Source organism: Brevibacillus fluminis (assembly GCF_003710825.1).
In the GTDB taxonomy this organism is placed as follows: Bacteria; Bacillota; Bacilli; order Brevibacillales; family Brevibacillaceae; genus Brevibacillus_D; species Brevibacillus_D fluminis.
Genome location: NZ_RHHQ01000012.1, coordinates 601,693 through 624,978, shown reverse-complemented (window position 1 = coordinate 624,978; position 23,286 = coordinate 601,693). Strand labels below are relative to the sequence as shown.

Sequence of the window (23,286 nt, the reverse complement as noted above, 5' to 3'; positions counted from 1 at the left end):
ACTCGGTTAACTCCTCTGCTAATCAGTCTGGTGTGCAGCAGCGCACCTGCTCCTGATCAGTCTGTTCGTATTGACGACGGCATGTTCTGCACACAGCCTGGCGATTTATGAAGCGCAGCGCTTCCCCGCATTTGCAAACCCAACCAATTCGCCGAGCCGGAACACCCGCCATTTTCGCAAAGGCCGGAACGTCTTTTGTCACGACAGCCCCAGCAGCGATAAAAGCCCACTCACCGATTGTTGTGCCGCAGACAATGGTCGCATTCGCACCGATGGTCCCTCCACGTTTGACCAATGTCGTTCGGTAATCAGAGCTTGTATTGCGTGGAAAGGCGGACCGCGGGTTGATCACATTGGTGAATACCATGCTTGGGCCGCAAAATACATCATCTTCCAGAATGACACCTTCATACACGGAAACATTGTTTTGCAGCTTTACATTTTGGCCAATTTTCACATTAGTAGCGATGAAGACATTCTGCCCCAGCGAACAACGCGCCCCAATGTCGGCCCCTTTCATCACATGGCTAAAATGCCAAATCTTTGTGTGATCGCCGATGCGAGCTCCCTCATCGATCAGCGCCGTTTCATGAGCGAAATAAGCTGCCTCACTCATCGTCACGCCCCCTTTTCAACAATAATTCGGTAGCTTGGGACAATACGCTGATTACAGCAACGCCATTCGCTCCATCGGACAGCGGAACCGCCCGCTCGCTTATGCAGGTAAGGAAATGGAGGGCTTCGAGTTTCAAAGGCTCATCGCTCCCCGAAAAGACAACCTCAGCCCCATCATCATGTTTGCTTAAATCAGATCTAATCCCCTTTCGATGTAACGTTACTTCTTGTTCTGTTTCGTCGTACACCAGCATGCCGCGCTCACCGATCACCACCAGCTTTCGTTCCTGCTGCGGCCATAGCCAAGAAACATGCAGATGAGCTGAAATACCCGAGGCGAAGCTCATATGCAGATGAACATCGTCCTCGATCGCTTGCTGAAGGACACGCTGACCATGGACCATCATATGCTTCGGAGCTTCGCCAATCAGTCGGAGCATGACAGCGATATCATGTACACCGAGACTCCACAGTACATTTTCGAATTGGCGAACCCGTCCAAGCTGTGCCCTACGCTGATGCAAGCTGTGAATGCACCCCAGTTCACCACTTTTGATATAGTCCTCCATCCATCGAATCGCTGGTTGATACAAAAGCAGGTGCCCCACCATTAAAACCCGCTTCAAGCGAGTTGCAATCTGAAATAATTCTTCTGCCTCCTCCACCTGCATGGTAATCGGTTTTTCGACAAAAACATCCTTACCTGCGAGCAAAGCTGCTTTCGCGATCGCAAAATGCGTGGGCACAGGTGTGGCAATCACCACCGCGGGAATATCGCTCGTCCAAACCGTTTCAAGAGACGAAAAAATCGGCACACCTGGAAAAAGCGTGCCGATTTCCTCCTGAATTTTCTGGCTGTTCTCCACGACGCAAGCCAACGCTCCCAATCGATCAAATGTCCGTACCAAATTGCGTCCCCATTTACCTGCGCCAATAACTGCCACTCGTGTCATAGCAATGTGATCCTTTCTTTTGATCCGGCCAGCAACCTGGAGACATTGCGTGTGTCCAGCACTTGCTGAGCATGCTTGACCACAAACTCATAATCGATCAAACTGTGGTCGGTCGCGATGACCACCATGTCGCATGACTGGAGCAGCTCCTCTGTGAGTGGATACGATTCCATCGTCAGCCCGTTATCTTTGAAATCATCCACATACGGATCATGGTAGACGACGGTCGCCCCTTCTCCCCTTAGCAAGCGAATCACATCGAGCGCTGGAGATTCACGATAATCACTTACATCTTTTTTATAGGCGACGCCGAGAACCAAAATTTGGCTCCTTGCTATCGGCTTGCCCTTTTTGTTGAGCAAGCGGTTGACCTTTTCCTTGACAAATAGAGGAATTTTACGGTTGATTTCACCTGCCAGTGAAATGAAGTGTGTGCTGAAATTGAGCTCTCGCGCCTTCCATTCCAAATAATGCGGGTCGACAGGAATGCAATGTCCTCCGACACCGGGACCGGGGTAAAACGGCATGATTCCGAACGGCTTCGTAAACGCTGCATCCAGCACCTCCCAAACACTCAGCCCCATCCGGTCACAAAGCAGCATCAACTCGTTAACGAGCGCGATGTTAACCGCGCGAAATGTATTTTCAAAAACTTTTACCAATTCTGCCGTTTTTGCGCTTGATACCGTGATGACTTGATCAACGGTCTGCTTGTAAAACGTTTCCGCGACTTCCGTTGAATCCGGACCGACTCCGCCTACTATTTTGTTGGTGTTTTTGGTGGAGTATCGCGTATTCCCTGGATCAACTCGTTCCGGGGAATGGGCCAGAAAAAACTCATCTTCTATGATAAAACCGGACTCCTCTAAAATCGGAAGCATTAACTCTTCCGTGGTTCCTGGGTACGTGGTCGATTCCAAGCAAATCAGTTGGCCTGGACGCAGATGTCCTGCAATTGCTCTTGTTACATTTTCGACATACTGCAGGTCAGGCGTTAAATTTTTTGTTAAGGGGGTAGGTACGCAAATGATGATCGCATCCATTTGTCCTACTTGTTGAAAGTCAGTCACAGCTTTCAAATAACCCTGCTCAACCAAAATCGCCAATTCCTCTGACGATACGTCTTGAATGTAATTTTCTCCCCGATTGATCTTGTCTGCTCGCTGTGGATTTTGTTCGATCCCGATGACATGGAAGCCCACCTTTGCCTTCTCAACCGCAAATGGCAAACCGACATACCCTAGACCGACAACCCCCACAACAGCTGTTCGGTTGAGGATTTTTTGAATAAGTTCGGATTTATGAACGGAACTCGAACTAGACACCATCATGTTCATCATGACATCCTCTTTTCCCCCGGATATTCGTCTACTTTTTACTTTTTCTCTCTATCTTTTTCTCTGAGTCAGTAGTAGCTCATATCTGATACCTTCTTTTTGTTCAAGATCGTTCCGATAACTTTTCCCCCTACGTGATCAAGCAAGCCCTTTGCCTTTTTCACGCGGTCACCAAGCGCTTTTCCGCTGCTGATAACCAGAAGTACGCCATCGACATAACTGGACAGCACTTGAGCGTCGGTTACCGGTAGTAAGGGGGGCGTATCGATTAGTATCATATTATAGCGAGTTTTCAGCCTGACCAGCAGTTCTTTCATCTGCTTGGAATTGATCAATTCGACCGGATTAGGTGGAATTGGCCCTGACGTAATGACATCGAATCCGACATCAGCGGGTGTCTGAATCGCCTCTTCCCACTCTACCTGGTTGATCAATAAATTGGAGAGCCCGATTTCGTTGTTTAACGGTAGTTTGTAATGAATGGACGGTCGCCGTAAATCCGCATCCACTAAAAGAACTTTTTGATCCGACTGGGCCATTACAATGCCTAGGTTGATGATTGTGGTGGTTTTTCCCTCGCCAGGATCGGCGCTGGTTACGACAATGGAGCGCAGCTCTTTGTTAAAGCTAGTAAATTGAATATTTGTCCGTAATGTGCGGTATGCTTCCGCAATTGGAGACTTTGGGTCATTAAAGCAAATTAAATGGTTCCTGCTATTTTTGGACCTCATGGGGACACCTCCAGCTGTTCTCGCCAATCCTTGAGCTTTACTGTTCTTTTATGTGTGGAATTACACCCAACACGGGAATCGCAAACAATTCCTCGACCTCTTCTTCTGTTTTTAATGTCTTGTCAAAGTAATCCCGTAGGAGCGCAATTCCAATTCCCGCGAGAAGCGACAGCACGAATGCAAGTCCCATATTAAGATATGGCCTTGGGTAAACAGGCTGCGCATTCTGATCTTGTTTCGCTTCATCAATGATCGTGACGCTGTTCATTTCCATGATCGCATTCCACTTTTGCATGGATACTTTTCCGAATTCATTGGCGATTGCAACCGCGCGGGCCAAATCCTCATCTCGGACACTGACAGAGGTTATTAATGACTCATTGTCGGCCTTGATCTGAATCTGCTTGCTTAACTGTTCATTTGTGAGCGGAAGCTTCAGCGTCTCAATCACCTCTGCCATCACCAGTCGGCTTTTCATGATTTCTCCATACGTCTTGACCAGCTTCTCGCTCGCGATCAAATCATCATAAGCGATTTGGCTACCCGTGTTTTGTTTTTTGACGAGTAACGTAACCGTCGCCTCATATTGAGGTTTCAGTACATAGAAGCTGAGCACCCCAGCTGCCGAAACAGCAAGTACCACCAAAATCAGGATTCTGCCCAAATACTGTCGAATGGTTCTTCTCACATCGGCGAGTTGGATCTCCATGAATCCACCAATACCTCCAACAATCGAGATGATATTACTAGGGGTAAATGATACACGGCTCATTTTATCCGTCTGGCTTCCATCCAACTCCCCTGTAGCCATAAGCCTCCACCGAGTTTGCGTTGTTCAAGCTGGTGAGCGCTATCGTCGCTCCGCCCTCATACGTCTATGGTTCTGGGCCCCTTGTCCCGACTGCCATAGAAAGTGATGCTGAAATTGGTACAAATCCTACTCCAATCCTATGTCCCACTTTGCAAAACTTGACTCTTTTTTGATGCCTTCTCTCTAGAGTTCGATGTTAATTTTTGTCATGTTTAACAGGCTCGAACTGGATTTGTTCTTCCCAAACAGCTTGGATGAACCAACCACTTTTACTGAGCGTAATAAAAAAGGAACCGTCTGACAGACGCTTTCCGCGCTGCCTGACGATTCCGATCAATTGTTTCTTTTTTCCTATTTTCCGATGGTACCAATACTAGCAAAAACAGCCACCTTATCGACATACTTCCATTTAACGGTTCCGTCTGAAATGGAGCTACCTGTGCCAGACGGCGCGGTACTGCCTGATTTCCCTGCAACAATCGCCTGATAAACGTTGCCATTTGCCTTAACTTGGTTTCCAACGCTGTAAGCTTTTCCTGCTACCCACGAATTATTCGTGGCAATACCACCTGTCGTACAGATCCATCCCGATGCGCTTCCTACGCTTGGCAACGAATTGAAAAAGAGCTTTCCTGCCTTGAAGCTACCTTTGTACGGTGGCTGTTCAGCGATGTTGACACCGAGCGGAACACTGTCTTCGACTCCAGTCATAACGGTGGCGTTGACATCTGGGTCGACTTGGTAAATGCTGAAGCTACGCAGGCGAAGATTGTTGGAACCGTCGCTGAGAAGTACTCTGATTTTTTTCACTTCGGGTCGAATAGCAAAATAAAAATCCCCTTCGCTGTCTTGACCGTTTTTGTAGCATCCGCCGTATTCGGAGCCAACCCAATAAGGCCGGGAATTACTGTAGCCTTTGACATACGGATTATTTCCATCGTCTGTCAAAATGACTCCATTTCCATCATAGCAGACAACATTTACTCGTCCGCCAAATCCGTCTGCACAATCTTTACGTATTACAAAGCGCTTTAGTCCCGCAACATTCGTATTCGAAGTATCGACGAATACGCCGACACTCGTTCCATCCCGTAGTTCGATATAATCAGGGGTTAACTCCACATAGGTGCCTGACACATAACGGTTGACATCTGTGCTATTGTAGCGGGCGACGTGTACGGTTGGCATATATGGCGCATTGTCTCCTCGCGCATATGCACCTAGTCTATGAAGTGGACCGGAGCTGAAGATAGGGAGATTTGCTTCATCACGTAGGTAACTGCGTGGCAACACAAGTTTTGACACCGGAAATTTACTCTGATCATCAACGGAGAATGGGTATGCCTCCCCTCCGCCAAAACCGATCTCAAACAAGTTTTCCGATGATTCGTTGAGGACTTTGGCAACCACACCATCCCATCCTTCGGATGCAGAGGCAGAGTTTTCTGCGCGAATCGAGAGGAAACGGTTGTTGGTTCCATGCTCGATTAACGCACACAAGCAAGCTTGCTGTCCACGTTTGTATTGCAGCTCGAAGCATGGCTTGAGGAAGACGTTATTGTTATTTTCCGTATAGGTACCGTCTTTGGAGGTAATACGCACCCCATAGCGTGACAACGCGGTATTAACACCGGAATTAACCCAAAAGCGTCCGTTTAGGTACAGATTTTCATTACACCAACCATTTTTCTCATTGGTCAGGTCAAGAGCGACCTTGTTGTTCGATAAATCCTGGAGCACCAGTTTATTATAGGCAAACCCGCCATTTGACCCCATGCACTGGACCCCGATGCAAAATCCGATTGCCTGAACGATCTCCACATTGCACTGATCAAAATTAATCAGCTTAATTCCGATCGAATTTTCATTCGACCAGTCAGAGGTAAATTTCCGTTTGACTTGCAGCCTCATCTTACGTGATAGATTCGACGGAGAAGCGCTTCCAACGGTGAGAGCGGTGATGTTATCCGTTCCCGTATAGATCAAGGGCGCGACCATCTCGACATCGATGCCTGCCGGGATGGTGATCGGTTGTGAGATGTTATAGCCAACACCAGAGGGGAAAACTAGGACGCTGTTGGTCACTTTGCTCGCTGCGCTAATCGCCTGTAAAATTGCAGCGGTATCGTCATTGACTCCTCCGCCTGTAGCTCCGAAATCCTTTACATTGAAACTATCAGTTGCGCTTGCCATAACATTTCCCCTTTTTCGTTTTACTAATAGCTTTAGAGAGTAGGTAACATACTTTATTCACAATTTGAAAGAAACGTGCTGGACGTGCACACAAAAAAAGCGACCCTGACATAAGGTATGCTGCCCCTTATTGCCAGAGTCGCTATATTTACTCATTGATGAACCTACACATGCAACCGATTCGTAATCTCATCCAATCCCTGCACTAGCGCTGCCAACTGTTCCGAGGCAGCCGCTTGCTGCTCGGTTGACGCCACCGTCATCTCGATCTGACCCTCGATCTTGTTGATCTGGACCAAAATTTGCGCCAGTGATTGTTGAATTTCCTGCGATGAATTTTTGGCCCGGTCCGCCAGCTTGCGCACCTCGTTAGCGACGATCGTGAATCCGCGCCCGTGCTCGCCTGCCCGCGCCGCCTCAATCGCAGCATTTAGTCCGAGAAGGTTGGTTTGCGATGAAACTTCCGCGACGAAATCACTCAGTTTCTCGATTTCTTTACTTTGCGCTTTCAAAATGCTCATCGATTCGGCGATCTCCTCATGCGATTCAGCCAAGGTTGTCGCCGATTTCGCATATTCACTGGCAATGATGGTCACCTCGCGAGTGGACCCGCTCAATTCTTCAGCGACCATCTCCATGTTTTTTCGATAGTTCACATTCTCGCGTTGGGTATCGCCGATATACTGCTCCAAAATGATCGCGGAATCAAAGTACAAGCGTTTACAGGTAGCTTGATACAATTCGTATGCCTCCGGCAAGCCGGACGCCTTTTCTGCAATCAGGCGCAAGTAAATCGTGTATCCACCCAAAAACCAATCCGCAGACAAGCCGATACGGGCATGGACAGCTCCGACCTTTTGTCTGCCTGCAATATAGTCCGCATCGATCCGATCGCTAGCGAGCGACTGAAAATACCAAATCTGCGTTTTTTTCAGACGCTCTACGGTGCTGTTGGTTTGGATCATTTCAGCCAAATTGCTGTACGACCACAATTCCTTGTAAAATCGATCGACGACTTCGTCCGCATGTTGCACAAAAAAAGCTTTATGTCGATGGAGCAAAGCAAGATCCGCTTCCGTCACTCCATAATATTGGCACATTTTTTTCCACTTATCATCCACAACGATCATTCTATCAAGCGCCCCCTGCATCTCGCATCTCGCATCACACTTCTACACTTCTACACTTCTTCTCTCTATCTTACCAAGTATTGTAACAGAAAGCTTTCGGAATGAAGAGAGAAAAATAAAATAGGACCTAGCAGCTTGGTGACTAGGTCCCACTTTTGTATCGTTATACCTTGAAGCGGGCGATCAGCTCCTGCAATTCAGCCGCTTTTTGCGACAGGGCGCCTGACGATGCCGCGACTTCTTCCATCGATGCCAACTGCTCTTCTGCGGACGCCGACACGTTTTGCGTATTGCTCGCAGTCTGCTCGGCGATGCTTGCCACGTGCTCGATGGCGCCTACAACCTCCATGGTGAAGGTTGACATTTGCTTGGCTGCTGCCGAGACTCCTTCCATCTGTTCCGCAACCTGATTGATTGAGGCCCGAATATCGCTGAAGGATTGGCCTGCCGCATTGACCAGCTCGATGCCGCCTTCCATTTCAGTGGTTCCCACCTGGATCGATTGCACCGCTGCCTTTGTCTCGACTTGGATCGATTGGATGACAACGCTGATTTGTTCTGCAGAACGAGAGGATTGCTCTGCCAGCTTGCGCACCTCGTCTGCAACGACAGCAAACCCTCTTCCTTGTTCACCCGCACGCGCTGCCTCAATCGCGGCATTCAAAGCCAACAGATTGGTCTGGGCAGCGATCCCGGCAATGACCTCGACAATTTGGCCAATTTCCTGTGAGCGGTTCCCAAGCCCTTTGACCGACTCCGCCACTTGATTGATGGTCTGGCTGATCGCGTGGATTTGGTGGATCGCCTGCTCAATCGCCTCCGCTCCATCTGCCGCGACTTCTGTCGCCCGATTGGCTGCGTCGGAAACGGTCTCGGCACTCTCGACGATTTGCTCTGTGCCGCGCGACAGCTCCTCGACGACACGAGCCCCTTCCTCCACACTCGATACTTGCCGCTCGGAACCGGTTGCTACTTCCTGAATCGTCGTGGCGATATGCTCCGTCGCTTTGCTCGATTGCTCGGCGCTTGCGAGCAGCTGTTCTGCGGCAGCGGCAACATGCTCGGCGTTTGCGCTTGACTCGCCGATCAAGTCGCGCAGATTGCTTTTCATCAGGTTGAACGATTTTGCGAGTTCTCCGATCTCATCCCGGTTTTTGATGATGATGTCTTCTCCGGTCAAATCACCTTCGGCAATCTGACCCGCCAACGCGGTCATCCGTTTCATCGGCCGCGCGATCAGTCGGCTGACTGTATACGCGATGAACAAACCAAGTACGACTGCGATCACAATCATCACCACCGTATCGCGAATGCCGGTTTGGAAGATGTCCCCGCTCTCTTTGGTCGCTTTGGCAGCTCCGTTAAAATTAAGCTGCACCATCTTGTTGATAAACACGTGCAAATACTGGAAGCGATCCTCAGCATCCTTTACCAGCAATATGCTGGCGAGCTTGTCCTGATTGCGGCTCGCTTCAAGGATTTTGTTATGGACGGACGTATAGGTTTCCCATTCCTTTTGGAACTGATCGAACGTTTTTTTCTCCTCAGCGGAAACGAGCAATTTGCCGTATTCTTTAAATGTTTGATCCAACTGCTCAAGCGTTTTCTTCATGTCTGCTTCGTATTTGTCCATCGCGTAGCTGTCGGTCGAGGAGATGTGCTTCAGTTCGGTCGACACAAGGTGTTCGGCTAGGTAATTGATCTCATTCACATGTTTGGCTGCGGGCAGCCAGGTGCCGGAGATTTCTTGTGACTTGGAATTGATCGTGTACATTTTGTCGATCGCCAAGCCTGCAAAGATGGCCATGATGAGTAAGATTAAAGAAAAACTTACATATAATTTCCTTGAAATCGTAACGTTCATCGTTCTCCTCCATCTGTTCTTCTAGGGGGTAGAGGTAATTTGCAAAATACACCCAAGTAAAATAATACCATTCAAAAAGTTCAATAGGTATAAATTTTTCACAAAAACACCTCGAAAAAATACTGCGGAATCGCAAGAACGATATCGCCCACGATTTGCTTCATAGCGTGAATTTTGTAAGAACGCCTTGCATCTCTTCCGCGACCTTGGCCAACGCATCTGAGGATTGGGTGATGTCCTCCATCGAACTGAGCTGCTCTTTACTCGCTCGCACATTTTGTTCGCTGGAAGCGGCGCTCTCCCGGAAGGCTTCTGCCACTCCTTCGGTCAGATGTGTCACCCGCTCGCTGCTTTGCGCAATATGGTGTGTGGATTCCGAAGCCTCCCTCGCTTTTTCACTCATGTCACTGATCGCTTTTTCAATCGCCCGGAACGACTCGCTCACCTGACTGGTCACCTCAAGCCCGCTCTGTACCTTGTTCGCACCGCTCTGCATCGCTTGTACCGCGTTTTTCGTCTCCGTTTGGATGGACTCGATGAGCTGTGTGATTTGATTGGCGAAGGTGCCTGATTGTTCTGCTAATTTGCGCACTTCATCCGCAACGACGGCAAACCCACGCCCCTGCTCCCCAGCTCTTGCCGCTTCGATCGCGGCGTTTAGTGCAAGCAAGTTGGTCTGCCCTGCGATTTGTGTGATCATATTGACGATGTTGCCGATTTCCAAGGAGCGCTCGCTTAGCTTCTCTACGATTTGCCCCGTTTGCTGTACCGTCTGGTTGATTTCGTTCATCTGCTTGACGACCAGGTCCACACGCATCATCCCATCCTTGGACGCATGTGACGCATGATCCGCCTGCCGCATCGTTTCCTCACTGTTTGAAACCACCATCTGAATCGCCTGGCTCATTTCCATAAATTCTTGCATCGCAGTATCCAGACTTTGACGCTGTTCATCAGCCGCGCCTGCAACCTGCTTGGTTGTTGTGACGATCTGGTTCGTCATCGCCGTACTCTGCTCTGCACTCGCCGCAAGCTCCTCAGCGGACGCCGCCACTTGTGTCGATGCATCCTTCACTTGGCTCAAAATCGCGTGCAGGTCGACGACCATTTGCCGGTATGACTCCTGCAGCTGGCCGATTTCATCGTCTGCCATCCCCTTGTCCGCCTGCAATTCGCCAATCAGACTCATATCGCCCTGGGCAATGCGCTTGGTCAACACCTGCAGCTTTTTCAGCGGCTTGATTCGCCTGCGGATGATTATGTACAAGAAGAGTAGCGCAAGCCCCGTGATGATGAGACCTGTAGCGAGCATGGCTGGCAAATTCCCGATCACAACCTTTTGGCTGATCGAGTCAATTTCCTTCGCCCCCATATCGACGCCAAGCAAGCCGATCACGCTTCCACCTTTGTTTTTGATCGGTACGAGCGCGGATACATAGTCACCGTATCCAGGATCATTGACGATATCGGTCGTCACCTCGCTGCCATTCATCACCTGTGTGATCACGTCAAGCGGCATCGCCGACTCCTGGCCGATTTTGGCCGCCGACTCGGTGTCTTTCGGCTGTCCGTCGATCACATTCATCACTTTTTGCTTGTCAGGCGACAGTTCAAGCGTGTAGACATAAAGTGCACCCGAATGCTCCCGCAGCGCATTGAGCTGATCGCGAAGCTGCCAGTATTGGTCCGACTCCGTTTTGTTCTGCAAAAACGTCTCGTACTGATCCGCCGGAATCGCGCTTGCGAACCGCTCGGCAAGCTGCATCGCGTAATTCGAAATCGTTTTCTCAACCGCTTGATTCATGTTTTGGTACAGTACCAAGCCGTTGATGATACCGATGACGATCATTGTGACCGCAATCGGTAGCAAAAGCCTTGTTGTTATACTTTTCATCGCTCTCACTCCATCGCAAAAATAGACATAATTCGCTAAAATATCCCAAATTTGATGACGGCAGATAGAATTCTAAAGTAAGAAAACCATTGTTGCAAGAATATTTTTAAAAATCAGGAGGAAAGACTCAGGAAAGAAAAAAAGCCCATCTCCTGAAAAGATGGGCTTTTTTTTCGCTTCAATTGAAGCGTTTATTTCACAAGGCTTTCTGCCGCTTGTACAACATTTTCCACCGTGAAGCCGTATTCTTTCATGATGCGGTCGCCAGGGGCCGATGCGCCGAAATGGTTGATGCCGATGATGGTGCCAGCATCACCTACATAGCGCTCCCATCCAAATGGCATCGCCATCTCTACGCCGACGCGCGCTTTGATAGAAGGCGGGATGACGGAGTCTTTGTATTCTTTGGGTTGACGCTCGAACAGCTCCCAGCTCGGCATGCTGACAACGCGCGCCTGGATACCGCGGCTCGCAAGCTCTGTACGGGCTTGCATCACCAAAGGAACCTCGGAACCTGTCGCCAAAAGAATGACTTGCGGCTGGCCGTTTTCGGCGTCTGCCAGCACGTAAGCGCCTTTGTCCAGGTTCGCTGCAGCCAATGCAGCGGTTTCCTCGAGCGCTGGCAAGTTTTGACGGGTAAGCACCAGTACGACCGGCTCGTCTTTGCTTGCGATCGCATAGCTCCAAGCAGCATTGGTTTCATTCGCATCTGCCGGACGGATCACTGTTACGCCTGGCATCGCGCGCAGTGCAGCCAGATGCTCAACAGGCTCGTGGGTTGGGCCATCTTCCCCGACCGCGATGGAATCATGCGTGAACACATACGTAACCGGCTGTTTCATCAACGCGGACAGACGGATTGCTGGGCGAACATAGTCGGAGAACACGAAGAACGTACCGCCGTATGCTTTCACGCCACCATGCAGCGCCATACCGTTCAAAGCAGCGCCCATTGCGAACTCACGAACACCGAACCAGAAGTTGCGGCCTTCATAGCTGCCTGGCAAGAAATCGCCTGCGCCTTTGATCAAGGTGTTGTTGGAGTGTGCCAAGTCTGCGGAACCGCCCATGAAGAACGGAACGGTTTTTGCAAGCGCATTGATCGCGTTACCGGAAGCGACGCGCGTCGCCAGCTTCACACCGTTTTCATAGACAGGCAGCTCTGCGTTCCAGCCTGCTGGCAGTTCGCCTGCCACAGCCAGCTTGAATTGTGCAGCCAGCTCTGGGTATGCCTGCGCATAACGGTCAAACAGTGCTTGCCACTCGGCTTCTTTGGCTGTTCCCGCTTGTGCGATGCCTTTGTAAAAGTCAGCCACTTCCGCAGGCACATGGAATTCTTCATGCGGCCATGCGTAGCTTTTTTTCGTCAGCTTCACTTCATCTTTTCCGAGCGGTGCACCGTGAGAAGCGGAGGAACCGCCTTTGTTCGGGCTACCGTGGCCGATGACGGTTTTTACTTCGATCAATGTCGGACGATCCAAATCAGCGCGCGCTTCTGCCAGCGCTGCATCGATCGCTGCCATGTCCGTGCCGTCTTCCACACGGATATATTGCCAGCCATACGCTTGGTAGCGCTGCGCCACATTTTCCGAGAAGGATACGGACAGCTTGCCATCCAGACAGATATCGTTCGAATCGTACAGCACGACCAGCTTGCCGAGCTTCAGGTGTCCTGCTAGCGAGGACGATTCGCCAGATACACCTTCCATCAGGTCGCCGTCGCCGCAAATGACATAGGTATAGTGATTGATCAGGTCAAAATTGTCCCGATTGTATGTAGCACTCATATGGCGTTCCGCCATCGCCATACCGACAGCCATCGCGATCCCTTGTCCAAGCGGACCTGTCGTCGCGTCGACGCCTGCAGTGTGCCCGAACTCAGGATGTCCTGGCGTGCGGCTGCCCCACTGGCGGAAGTTTTTCAAATCTTCAATAGTAACATCGTATGTCATCAGGTGCAGCATGGAATAAAGCAGCATCGAACCATGGCCTGCGGACAGCACGAAACGGTCACGGTCAATCCACGAAGGATTTTGTGGATTCACTTTCATGTAGCGGCTCCACAGCACGTGAGCCATTGGCGAAGCGCCCATCGGCATGCCGGGATGTCCGGAATTGGCTTTCTCAATTGCATCGATCGCCAGCGTTCTGAGTGTATTTACGGCCAGCTGATCAATCGCTCCAGTAGTTGTCATCGGATTCTCTTCCTCTCATTAATTATTGGCAGTGTGATTATAACATAGCACGTCTTGCTCGTCATACGGTCTTTCTCTGTGAACGCAGGGCGGCGAGAGCTTCCATGTACTCTTCCTTTTCAATCATCCCCAACTCGCGCATCTCTCTCAGCTCGTCTTCGATCAAGAGCCTGTCCCCTTCCGGATCACCCGTGTAGATGTGAATGGAATAGCGCTTCAGAAACTCAGGCAGCGAAAAATCGGACTTATGCGCGCTCACCTTTGTTCCTCCAAGCGTTGCTCCATGCGGGAAAGCACAGCGTCATAATCGAATTCAAACGGGTGGCAGTCAATCGCCACGACATCTGCCTGCGGGTAGCTTTCTTGCCATTCGCTCTTTACATCTGGCGCCCCCCCGACGAGAAACAACGGATAGGAGGCGAGATCACCATCAGCGGCGAGCATATCCAAAAATTGCTTGGTTTCCTCCGGCTCTTGGCCAACATTGACGACAATCACCATACGAGTCACCTCGCCAGCCGCCTTCGCCTGCCGAATCACTTGCAAGCTTTTGCCGTTTGGCACCAGTGCATTCATGCCGGGAAACCGGTCGATAATTTCATCGAGCCAATCGTCTTCCTGCCAGGTCAAATAATAAATCATCGGGCTCATACTCCTTCACCAAACTTGACACTTCATTATAGCATGTGTCGCCCAAATTAACCCCTGCGAATAAACTTGACTTACTGAAATGCTTCACGTAAGGTGAAAAGATACGCGAATCTGGAAAATTTTCATAAGAAAGAGGTTTTACGAAGTGGGTAAGAAGCAGCTTGTCCTCTTGTTTTTCACTGCTTTTCTCATCATGCTCGGCTTTGGCATGATCATTCCCGTCATGCCCTATTTTGCCAAAAATCTCGGGGTCAATGCGTTCATGCTGGGGACCTTGTTCGCCAGCTACAATATCATGCAGTTTCTGTTCGCCCCTCTGTGGGGAATCGTATCAGACCGGATTGGCCGCAAGCCTTTGATCGGCTTTGGCCTGCTTGGCTTCTCCATTACGTTCATCCTGTTCGGGCTCGCCACCAGCTACGGCGAAATGCTTGCGTATCGGATCATCGGAGGGATTGTCTCCGCTGCTGCGATGCCGACCGTCACCGCGATGGTCGCCGACTTGTTTCCGCCGAAGGAGCGCGCAAAAGGGATGGGCATGATCGGTGCCGGAATCGGGCTTAGCTTCGTGTTCGGTCCTGCCATCGGCGGCATCCTCGGTACATTCGGCTTTGCGGTTCCGTTTTTCGCGGCCGGCACCGTCGCGTTTCTCACGTTTTTCCTCGTGCTGTTCGCCTTGCCGGAAAGCTTGCCGAAAGAAAAACGGACAGGCGCCATCCAGCGCGAAAAGCGGGAAAACCCGATCGCAGCGCTTTTTGGTTCAGCCTTGTCGCTCTTGTACTTCATATTGTTCATCGTTTCGTTCGCTATGGCGGGTCTGGAAACGACCTTTGCCCTCTACATCAATGATCTTTACGGCATGACCGAGCAGCAGCTGGGCTACATGTTCCTCGTCATGGGCTTTGTCGGCGCCTTTGTGCAAGGTGGCATGATCGGCAAAATGGTCAAAAAGCTCGGCGAGGCAAAAGTGCTTGTGCTTGGCATCGTGCTTTATGCTGTAGGCTTCCTGGCTGTACCGATCGGCAGCGGCTTTTGGAGCTTTGCTTTGATCCTCGCGCTGTTCGGTGCAGGCGGTGGGATGATCCGCACGACCGGAACTGCGATGGTGTCGCAGCGCACGACCCAAGGCCAAGGCGTGACATCGGGCACAATCAGTTCCATGGACAGCTTGGGCCGCATTCTCGGGCCGTTGACCGGAGGCGCTGTCTATGCGTGGCATCCGAACGCTCCTTATTTGATCGGCGGCGTCCTGATGATCGTGCTGCTGGTTTTGTTCCAATCGCGCAAACGATATTTGCCCGAACCCCATCCTGACCCGGCGAAACAAGAATCCCCGCATACCGCGTAAGCGCGGTGCGGGGATTTTTTTCTTATTCTGGTTGCAGCTCATACCACCGGTCGTAGCTCTCGGCTAATGCAGCTTCCACTCGTTCCAGCTGCGTTTGCCATTGCGCCAGCTGCGCGTAGTCATTCGACTCTTCGGCGAGCTGCTGCTGTGCAGCAAGGCGTTCTGCTTCCAGCTGTGCGATCTGCTCCTCAAGCTTTTGCAGCTGGTACGGATTCACCTTCTTTTCCGGCTGCTTCGTGCTCGCAGGCTCCTGGGCGGCTGGCTTAGGCTGTACCTGTTTTTGCGGGGAGGGCACTGTAACCAGTGCTGCCTGTTTCGCCGCAAGCTGTCGTCTACGCTGCTCCCGCGCCTCCTCATAACGCCCCTCGTAGCGGACGATCTTTTTCTCGTCGATCCAAAACACGCCGTCCACCATTTTTTGCAAAAAGTAGCGGTCATGGGAGACGATGAACAAGCTGCCGCGGAACTCGGCAATCGCTTCTTCCAGCGTTTCGCGCGCCTCGATATCCAGATGGTTCGTCGGCTCGTCGAGCAGCAGCAAATTGATCGGCTGATGCATCAGCTGCGCCAGCCGCAGCCTCATGCGCTCGCCGCCGCTCAGCTGTCCGACCCGCTTGTATACCTGTTCTCCGTAAAACAGGAATTTGGCTAACCGATGGCGCGCCTCCGGTTCTGTAATCTTAGCGATTTCTCGAAACGCATCGATGACACGCCGATTTGGATCGCCTTCAATCGCTTTTTGTGACAAGTAGCCAACCTGCACGCTTGCACCAAGGCGAACGGTTCCCGCGTCCGGTGTCAGATCACCTATCAGCATTTTCATCAGTGTCGATTTGCCGCAGCCGTTCGGCCCTAATAGCGCTTTGCGCTCTCCGTAGCGGAGCAGCAGTTCGGCATCGGCGAACAGCGTTTTGCCCTCAAAGGTTTTGCCCACTCCTTCGGCGATCAGCACATCCGTCCCGCTCCGATCGGTCGCTTTGAATGCGAGCGCCATCCGGTCCGCCTCCAGCTTCGGACGTTCGATCCGCTCGATCCGAGCCAACGCCTTTTCCATGCTCTTAGCTCGGCGGTGAAAGCCTTCATTCGGCGGATTCGATCGGTTGCCCCATTCCTTCAGCCGTTTGATCGTCTCCTGCATTTTCTTGATTTTACGCTGCTGCTCCTCATATTCGGCGAACTGGCGCAACAGCCGTTCCTCACGCTCCGTCACGTAAGCGGAATAGTTGCCCGGATACTGCGTCGCCTCACCGCAATCGATTTCGATAATCGAGGTAACGATCCGATCGAGAAAGTAACGGTCATGGGAGATCGCCAGCACGGTCCCCTTGTATTCGCGAAGGAATTCCTCAAGCCACTCCATCGCTTCCACATCCAGATGGTTCGTCGGTTCGTCCAGGAGCAGAACGTCGCTCGCCTCGCACAAGAGCTTTGCCAAGCCGATTTTCGTTTGTTCGCCTCCGCTCAAACGGGCAAACAGCATATCAAGCATCGGTTCCGAGATGCCGAGCCCGGTCGTCACCTGCGCCATCACCGTCTCCGTTCGATAGCCGTCAAGCTGCTCGAACTGCTCCTGCAGCTGTTGATATTTTCCCAGTAGCTGTTCCAACAGCCCGTGGGTCTCTGCCGCCCCGCCCATCTGCTGCTCTAGCTCTCGCATTTTTCCGCTGATAGCGGACACCTCAGCGAATGCGGACGCGATCACGTCCCGTCCAGTCCACTCGTCAGGGTAGACAGGCGTTTGAGGTAAATACGACCAACGGCTGCCCCTCGCTTTAAAAATTTCGCCGCTGTCCGCGACCTCCTGCCCACAAAGAATTTTGCACAGGGTTGACTTGCCTGCCCCATTCGGGCCTACAATGCCAACTCGCTCGCCGGCATGAATTTCGATTGTGATATTTTCCAAAACGGGATGTGCCCCGTAGCTTTTCGTCATTGCATTTGTCGCTGCCAAAATCATCTTATATTCCTCCTAATCGTGTTTGAGCGCACAAAAAAACCGCAGGCAAATACCTGCGGCATCAGTCTTCGCGCTTTTTGTGCGGCTAGTGATGCAGGATACGCCCTTTGTCGTTCAGCTTGGTTGTAGGGGTAAAAAAGGACAGACTGATCCCGTTGAAGGAAAAATCATGAGTTTGGACCCCAGCTTCCACGAATATCCAAGCTTGAATCGACTTAATCACGTACCTGCACCCCCTTTCACGATCATTTGGAAATAGATAGTTCCAGTATAGTCTATTTTTTCATTTACTTCCAGTGTCTTTTGCAAAAATCATCGGTTTGCCCGTATCATCATCAATGACGACCAGCGTCGTGTAAGAAGGAAGATCGGCTCTGCCCAACAAATACGGATAGGCAATCATCTGCGGATACATTTTCCCGGGTTCCGGTTTTGTCCGCTGCACATGCACCAAAAGCTGCTCCCAGCTTTGCTCGTTTTTCACAAGCTTGATGCCGTAGCCGGGATTCGGCTGTGCTCCAAGCGCCACCATGTAGAGATTGCCCTGTTTATGCACACCTGGATTCGCCTTGTTTTGCGCAACAAATGCTTTCTCTTCTTCAGTTAGCTTCAAAGGATCGACCATGACGAATCCCTGCCCATTATTAGGATCAACCTGCGAGACGATCGTGACCGCTTGCTTCGTTCCGTCCCAAGCCACTTTGTAACCAACACCCTCCGCCATTTCGCGAAGCGGGGCATAGCCTTTCGGGACCTGTGTTCCGGCCGTCGGCTTATACGAAACCGTCAAGCTCCCCCGCTGAAAAGTCAGCTTGCCATCGACTTCTACAAGCTTGGCTGACAGCAAGCTTGCCAGCCCGGATGCCGGAACATACGTTTTATTGGCAAGAATGAGCGGTTTTGCTTTCCATTCCACCTGCTTTTGGTTCATAATAACACTAGGTCCTGTTGCTGCTTGTGCAGGAATCGCAGTAAGTACCTGCAAGCCTACCAAAATTCCCGCCATCCATGTGATACGTCTCATGTTCGTTCCACCTTTATCATTTGGCTTTCTACTCATTTGACTGCATTTTGGCGAGAATGTTTCAGAGGAACATGGTTTTTATGTTTCAGAGGAACATGGTTTTTATGTTTCATAGAAACATGTGATTGACCATCATGACCAGTGGAATCGTCACCAGCGACAGCAACGTGGAAAAAACGGTCATCATCGCGGCCAGCTCCTCATCCGCCCCATACCGGGCGAAAACGATCGGAGCGATCGCGATCGTCGGCATCGCCACCTGCACAGCCACGACCTGCACGATTTCGCGGGAAAGCGGAAATATGGTGATCAAGAGCGCTGCAGCGATCGGATAAACGGCCAGCTTGATACCAAGAGGTGCCCCCATCCGGGAGATTGCCAGCGGCCGTTTTTGGCGCAAATAATCAAACAGCAGCATGCCGATGTAAATCATGGCCATCGGTGAGGCGATGGCGGCCAATGTTGCGGTAAGCTGCTTGATGGGAGCAGGTGGCGGCGTCAAGCCGAGGGAAGCGAGCAGAAGCCCAAGCACAATCGCCATCATCGGAATGTTCACAAGAGACTTCAACCCGGCGAGCGTAACTCGGCGCTTTTCCTGCAAAAGCATGACGCCAAGCGTCCATAGGCACAAGTCCATCCCCGCATCGAAAACGGCGGCAAGCACCGCGCCTTTTGGCCCGAACAACGCAGCACAAAGCGGCAACCCGATCGTGCCCGTATTGCCGAAGCCGGATACAACCGCCATTTCACATGCTTTTTTCATGGAAACACCCTGCAGTCTGGCTGCGCAAAATCCGAGAAAAACGCCTAGGCAGCTTAGCAGAAACGCTAGTCCGAATACAATGAAAATTTGCAGTAATAGCTCCCGCGTCATCGGGAGCTGAAACAAGCCGTGCAAGATGATGCAAGGGAGTCCTACATTGACAATCAGCGTAATCATCAGTTGTCGCGAATCATGAGTCAGAGGCATGCGTTTGCCGATCAGCGCGCCAATCGCAATCATGACGCCCATGACGAAGATGGTGGTCAAAAGCGGCTCCATTTCCATCCAGCTGTCCTCCTTGCCCTATTCGCTGACATTCAGCCAAAAAAGCTGCTCATGATCGGCTTTTTCACAGGTGCGCAGCATATCGCCGCACACGGGAACGACCAACTGGAGTGGAACGCACCAGCCGATTGGCAGCTCGGCATCTTGCCCTTCCACACTAAGCGTCCGCACCTGGTCGGCAGACTGATCCATCGCCAAAACGAAATGCTGCGGCGGTTCTGGATCGTTTTCTTTCCACTGAACAAGCACAAGGCCGTCGTTTCCTCCTGCAACAACTAGATCGACATGGTCGCCATAAGCGGCGTGAACCATCGTATGGGTCGTACCGTTTAATTGCGCAATTTCCTTCAAGACTTCATGCCAGGCGACATGGTTTTTTTGCTCGCCGCTGGCATCTGTATACATGAGCCAATCGTTCATTTTGTTCCTTCTTTCCCCTACCACACAGGGTAGATTCGTAAATTACGAGTGCTTTCTTATTGTACCACCCTTTGCCCGTTTCTTCGATTCACTTTCACACGTTCGTGCGGCTGCGCGTTGGCGTCCGTACGTTTGTGGATAATCATTGGATTTGCGGTAAATCGTAACAAAGAAGCAATCTGCAAATTATTGTTGACAAATCGGGCAAAACATCGTTAAATTACAAATCATACAAATATCATCGGATTAGTGGGGGTTTAGTCATGAAAAAACTCGTATCATTTCTTCTCGCATCAGTTTTGACCGTTGCACTCGCAGGCTGCGGTTCATCCGGTTCCCAGCCGCAAGCTGGCGGCAACAACGCTACCAATGGTTCACAAGCTGCACAACCGGAAGCCGGAAAAGAGCAGAATCTGCTCGATAAAGTCAAGGCAGAGAAAAAGCTGGTGATCGGTACGGAAGGAACATACGCTCCTTTCACGTTCCACGATGCATCTGGCAAGCTGACCGGCTTTGACGTAGAGGTTGTCACGGAAATCGCCAAACGCATGGGCGTTGAGCCAGTTTTCATGGAAACCCAATGGGACGCTATGTTTGCAGGTCTTGACTCGAAGCGCTTTGACGTGGTTGCCAATGAAGTCGGCATCCGTCCTGACCGCCAAGAAAAATACGATTTCTCCAATCCGTACATCGTTTCCGCAGCTGTATTGGTAACGAGCAAAGACAATGACAAAGTCAAAGGCTTTGCGGACATCAAAGGCTTGAAAGCAGCGCAAACGCTGACCAGCAACCTGACGGATATCGCCCGAAAAAACGGTGCGGAAATCGTCGCGGTAGAAGGCTTCAACCAAGCGATCGATCTGCTTACTTCCAAACGTGTTGATGTGACAATCAATGATGGCTTGTCCTTGCTCGACTTCTTGAAGCAAAAGCCTGATACTCCGATCAAAATCGTCGCGAAAGACCCGAACGTCGCGAAAAACGGCTTCATGTTCCGCAAAGGCAGCACGGAGTTGGTCGACGCTTTCAACAAAGCCCTTGACGAGATTCAAAAAGACGGTACGTATCTGAAAATCTCTGAGAAATGGTTTGGTGCCGATGTTTCTAAATAACCTTTTCGGTGATTCCGAGCGGTTGAACCGTTTGGTTGATATTGCACAAAGCTCCTTTTGGCCTCTGGCGAAAGGAGCCTTGACCTTTTCTATCACGCTCGCTGCAGTCTCGTTCGTGATTGGCCTGTTTTTGGCGATTCTGACCGCTCTCGCACGCCTATCGAAATCAAAGGCGTTTCGCGGACTCGCGCGCGCCTATGTATCCATCATCCGCGGAACGCCCTTATTGGTACAGCTTTTCATTATCTTTTACGGCTTGCCAAGCATCGGGATTACGATCCCCCCTTTTCCTTCCGCAGTAATCGGCTTCTCGCTTTCCGTGGGGGCGTACGGCTCGGAAATCGTACGGGCTGCGATTTTGTCGATTTCCAAAGGTCAGTGGGAGGCAGCGTATTCTCTTGGCATGTCCTATCGGCTGGCCTTGCAGCGCATCATATTGCCACAGGCTGCGCGCGTTTCCGTGCCGCCACTGGCCAACTCTTTCATCAGCCTCGTGAAGGATACATCGCTAGCCGCTGGCATTCTCGTGACCGAGATGTTCCGTAAGGCGCAGGAAATTACCGCCTCCACCTATGAACCGTTGCTTGTCTATTCGGAAGCGGCACTCATTTACTGGCTGATTTCCCTCGTGCTCTCTACCATTCAAGATCGGATTGAGCATCGTCTCGATCGCTATGTTTCGAGATGATTGCCCGTTAGATTCGTGCATAATCAGGAAAAAAGCTCCGTACTGCAAGCACGGAGCTTTTTTCTTTGTAAAACTCACGTTAGTTTTCACAGATCACAAAGAACAGCCAAATAATGAGGATAATCCAGATAAAACTCCCGTTACCGAGACCTCCGAAAATACCACGACTGCATCCCATACAAGGTACCCTCCTTATCAAGTAAGTCAGGCAACTATACTCTATCAGAGTCTGCCTGTTGTTCTTTACCACTCTATGTAAAATGAAGCGCTACGCTTGTATACACGTCTAGCAAACTGAAAAAACGGGCCCTCGCTCGATGGCGACGGCCCGTTTTCCCCTATTCCGATTCCGTTATTTACTAATGTTCAAGTACTGCTTCAGCTCTTCGTAAAAAGTCGGGTTGCATGCCATTACGCTGCTTTTCGAATCATGCGGCAGCGGTTCTCCGGTCATGCGGGTCGCGATGCCGCCTGCCTCTTCCACTAGCAGACGTCCTGCCCCGAAATCCCACGGATTGAGCGACATGCTCACATAGCCATCCAGCCGGCCGGCCGCCACATAGGCCATCTCCAAGGCCGCGCTGCCCAGCAAGCGCATCCCACGCACTTTGCCCGCCAGCTTCTTGACGATCTGATCGATGCCGATCTGCTCCGCCCGCTTGTTCCAGAACACGCTCGTACACAGGAGTGCTTCTTCAAGCGTGACTTGCCGATCCAGATGCAGCTTGCGATCGTTTAAGTAAGCGCCTTCTCCTTTAACCGCAAAAAACATCTCATCGCGGGATGGATCATACACGACCCCAACCATCGCTTCCCCCCGATGATAGACCGAGATCGATACGGAAAAATTAATCTGCTGATGCACAAAATTCGTAGTGCCGTCAATCGGATCAATGATCCACAATGTATCGAATTGGTTCGGGTCTTGCTTAAACGTGCTTTCCTCACCTAAAATTCCATGATCGGGAAATCGTGACAGAATCAGCTTCACGAGCTGCTCTTCCACTTCTTTATCGACCGCTGTGACCAAGTCGGAAGCTGATGTCTTATACTCAACCTCATACGGCTGCTTCATGCGCTTGAGGCTCAATTCTCCCGCCATCCGCGCGCCTTCCTTCGCCGTCTTCGCGATTGACTCCAGTTGGAACGATTGCAATCCTATCGCCACCTACACCATAACATTTGTCTTTTAGTTTACCATACTTTGGCCGAGGGATACAGGCTGAGGGGTTTTTCAGCAACGGTTCTCCCGATCAAATGAAGGCGTTCGATCAAGGTTTTTTGTATTTGCATTGCTTTGAATCGTCCGCAATCT

21 protein-coding genes are annotated in these 23,286 nt (G+C 51.0%); 3 read left to right on the top strand and 18 right to left on the bottom strand.

What is annotated here, in order from left to right:
• Positions 1–22 precede the first annotated feature (22 nt).
• From EDM56_RS17030 to EDM56_RS16975, 12 genes are all read right to left on the bottom strand, one after another.
• The gene (locus EDM56_RS17030) at positions 23–616 is read right to left on the bottom strand and encodes an acyltransferase (RefSeq protein ID WP_122919064.1); all 594 of its coding nucleotides are present in this window, start codon (positions 614–616) and stop codon (positions 23–25) included.
• Positions 609–1,568 carry a Gfo/Idh/MocA family protein gene (locus EDM56_RS17025; protein WP_122919063.1) on the bottom strand — a complete coding sequence of 320 codons (960 nt, stop codon included), beginning with the start codon at positions 1,566–1,568 and terminating at the stop codon, positions 609–611. The genes EDM56_RS17030 and EDM56_RS17025 overlap by 8 nt, the downstream gene beginning before the upstream one ends.
• Positions 1,565–2,905, bottom strand: a complete 1,341-nt coding sequence (locus tag EDM56_RS17020) for a nucleotide sugar dehydrogenase (protein WP_221175991.1) — start codon at positions 2,903–2,905, stop codon at positions 1,565–1,567. Before EDM56_RS17020 ends, EDM56_RS17025 begins: the two co-directional genes overlap by 4 nt.
• A gap of 68 nt (positions 2,906–2,973) precedes the next feature.
• Positions 2,974–3,636 carry a CpsD/CapB family tyrosine-protein kinase gene (locus EDM56_RS17015; RefSeq protein ID WP_122919062.1) on the bottom strand — a complete coding sequence of 221 codons (663 nt, stop codon included), beginning with the start codon at positions 3,634–3,636 and terminating at the stop codon, positions 2,974–2,976.
• 37 nt (positions 3,637–3,673) lie between these two features.
• Positions 3,674–4,447 carry a YveK family protein gene (locus EDM56_RS17010; RefSeq protein ID WP_122919061.1) on the bottom strand — a complete coding sequence of 258 codons (774 nt, stop codon included), beginning with the start codon at positions 4,445–4,447 and terminating at the stop codon, positions 3,674–3,676.
• 351 nt (positions 4,448–4,798) lie between these two features.
• Positions 4,799–6,640 (bottom strand): glycosyl hydrolase family 28-related protein, encoded by a 1,842-nt coding sequence (locus EDM56_RS17005; protein WP_122919060.1) that lies wholly within the window; start codon positions 6,638–6,640, stop codon positions 4,799–4,801.
• Between the two features lie 164 nt (positions 6,641–6,804).
• The gene (locus EDM56_RS17000; protein WP_122919059.1) at positions 6,805–7,770 is read right to left on the bottom strand and encodes a globin-coupled sensor protein; all 966 of its coding nucleotides are present in this window, start codon (positions 7,768–7,770) and stop codon (positions 6,805–6,807) included.
• A gap of 163 nt (positions 7,771–7,933) precedes the next feature.
• Positions 7,934–9,634 carry a HAMP domain-containing methyl-accepting chemotaxis protein gene (locus tag EDM56_RS16995; RefSeq protein WP_122919058.1) on the bottom strand — a complete coding sequence of 567 codons (1,701 nt, stop codon included), beginning with the start codon at positions 9,632–9,634 and terminating at the stop codon, positions 7,934–7,936.
• 160 nt (positions 9,635–9,794) lie between these two features.
• A complete protein-coding gene (locus EDM56_RS16990; protein ID WP_122919057.1) occupies positions 9,795–11,528 on the bottom strand; it encodes a methyl-accepting chemotaxis protein in 1,734 nt (577 codons plus the stop codon).
• Between the two features lie 191 nt (positions 11,529–11,719).
• Complete coding sequence (tkt, locus tag EDM56_RS16985) at positions 11,720–13,723, bottom strand: transketolase (protein ID WP_122919056.1); 2,004 nt, start codon at positions 13,721–13,723, stop codon at positions 11,720–11,722.
• Positions 13,724–13,784: 61 nt separating this feature from the next.
• Complete coding sequence (locus EDM56_RS16980; RefSeq protein WP_122919055.1) at positions 13,785–13,982, bottom strand: YqgQ family protein; 198 nt, start codon at positions 13,980–13,982, stop codon at positions 13,785–13,787.
• Positions 13,979–14,365, bottom strand: coding sequence for a hypothetical protein (locus tag EDM56_RS16975; protein ID WP_122919054.1), 387 nt, complete (start codon positions 14,363–14,365; stop codon positions 13,979–13,981). The genes EDM56_RS16980 and EDM56_RS16975 overlap by 4 nt, the downstream gene beginning before the upstream one ends.
• Positions 14,366–14,519: 154 nt before the next feature.
• Between EDM56_RS16975 and EDM56_RS16970 the strand changes: the two genes are divergently transcribed.
• A complete protein-coding gene (locus EDM56_RS16970; protein ID WP_122919053.1) occupies positions 14,520–15,722 on the top strand; it encodes an MFS transporter in 1,203 nt (400 codons plus the stop codon).
• A gap of 22 nt (positions 15,723–15,744) precedes the next feature.
• Here the strand turns inward: EDM56_RS16970 and abc-f are convergent, their stop codons facing one another.
• From abc-f to EDM56_RS16950, 5 genes are all read right to left on the bottom strand, one after another.
• A complete protein-coding gene (gene abc-f / locus EDM56_RS16965) occupies positions 15,745–17,679 on the bottom strand; it encodes a ribosomal protection-like ABC-F family protein (protein ID WP_122919052.1) in 1,935 nt (644 codons plus the stop codon).
• 85 nt (positions 17,680–17,764) lie between these two features.
• Positions 17,765–17,902, bottom strand: coding sequence for a hypothetical protein (locus tag EDM56_RS31515; RefSeq protein ID WP_183192479.1), 138 nt, complete (start codon positions 17,900–17,902; stop codon positions 17,765–17,767).
• Positions 17,903–17,962: 60 nt separating this feature from the next.
• Complete coding sequence (locus EDM56_RS16960) at positions 17,963–18,703, bottom strand: protease complex subunit PrcB family protein (protein ID WP_183192478.1); 741 nt, start codon at positions 18,701–18,703, stop codon at positions 17,963–17,965.
• 109 nt (positions 18,704–18,812) lie between these two features.
• Entirely contained in the window at positions 18,813–19,751 is a 939-nt protein-coding gene (locus EDM56_RS16955) for an AEC family transporter (protein ID WP_122919050.1), read from the bottom strand.
• 18 nt (positions 19,752–19,769) lie between these two features.
• Positions 19,770–20,171 (bottom strand): hypothetical protein, encoded by a 402-nt coding sequence (locus EDM56_RS16950; RefSeq protein ID WP_122919049.1) that lies wholly within the window; start codon positions 20,169–20,171, stop codon positions 19,770–19,772.
• Positions 20,172–20,434: 263 nt separating this feature from the next.
• On the opposite strand from EDM56_RS16950, the gene EDM56_RS16945 reads away from it, so the two are divergent.
• Positions 20,435–21,283 carry an amino acid ABC transporter substrate-binding protein gene (locus EDM56_RS16945; RefSeq protein ID WP_122919048.1) on the top strand — a complete coding sequence of 283 codons (849 nt, stop codon included), beginning with the start codon at positions 20,435–20,437 and terminating at the stop codon, positions 21,281–21,283.
• Positions 21,270–21,971: an amino acid ABC transporter permease gene (locus tag EDM56_RS16940; RefSeq protein ID WP_122919047.1), complete on the top strand. Its 702-nt coding sequence runs from the start codon at positions 21,270–21,272 to the stop codon at positions 21,969–21,971. Before EDM56_RS16945 ends, EDM56_RS16940 begins: the two co-directional genes overlap by 14 nt.
• A gap of 352 nt (positions 21,972–22,323) precedes the next feature.
• On the opposite strand, the gene EDM56_RS16935 is transcribed toward EDM56_RS16940, so the two are convergent.
• On the bottom strand, positions 22,324–23,133 hold the full coding sequence (locus EDM56_RS16935; RefSeq protein ID WP_425456325.1) for an inositol monophosphatase family protein: 810 nt from the start codon (positions 23,131–23,133) through the stop codon (positions 22,324–22,326).
• Between the last annotated feature and the right edge of the window lie 153 nt (positions 23,134–23,286).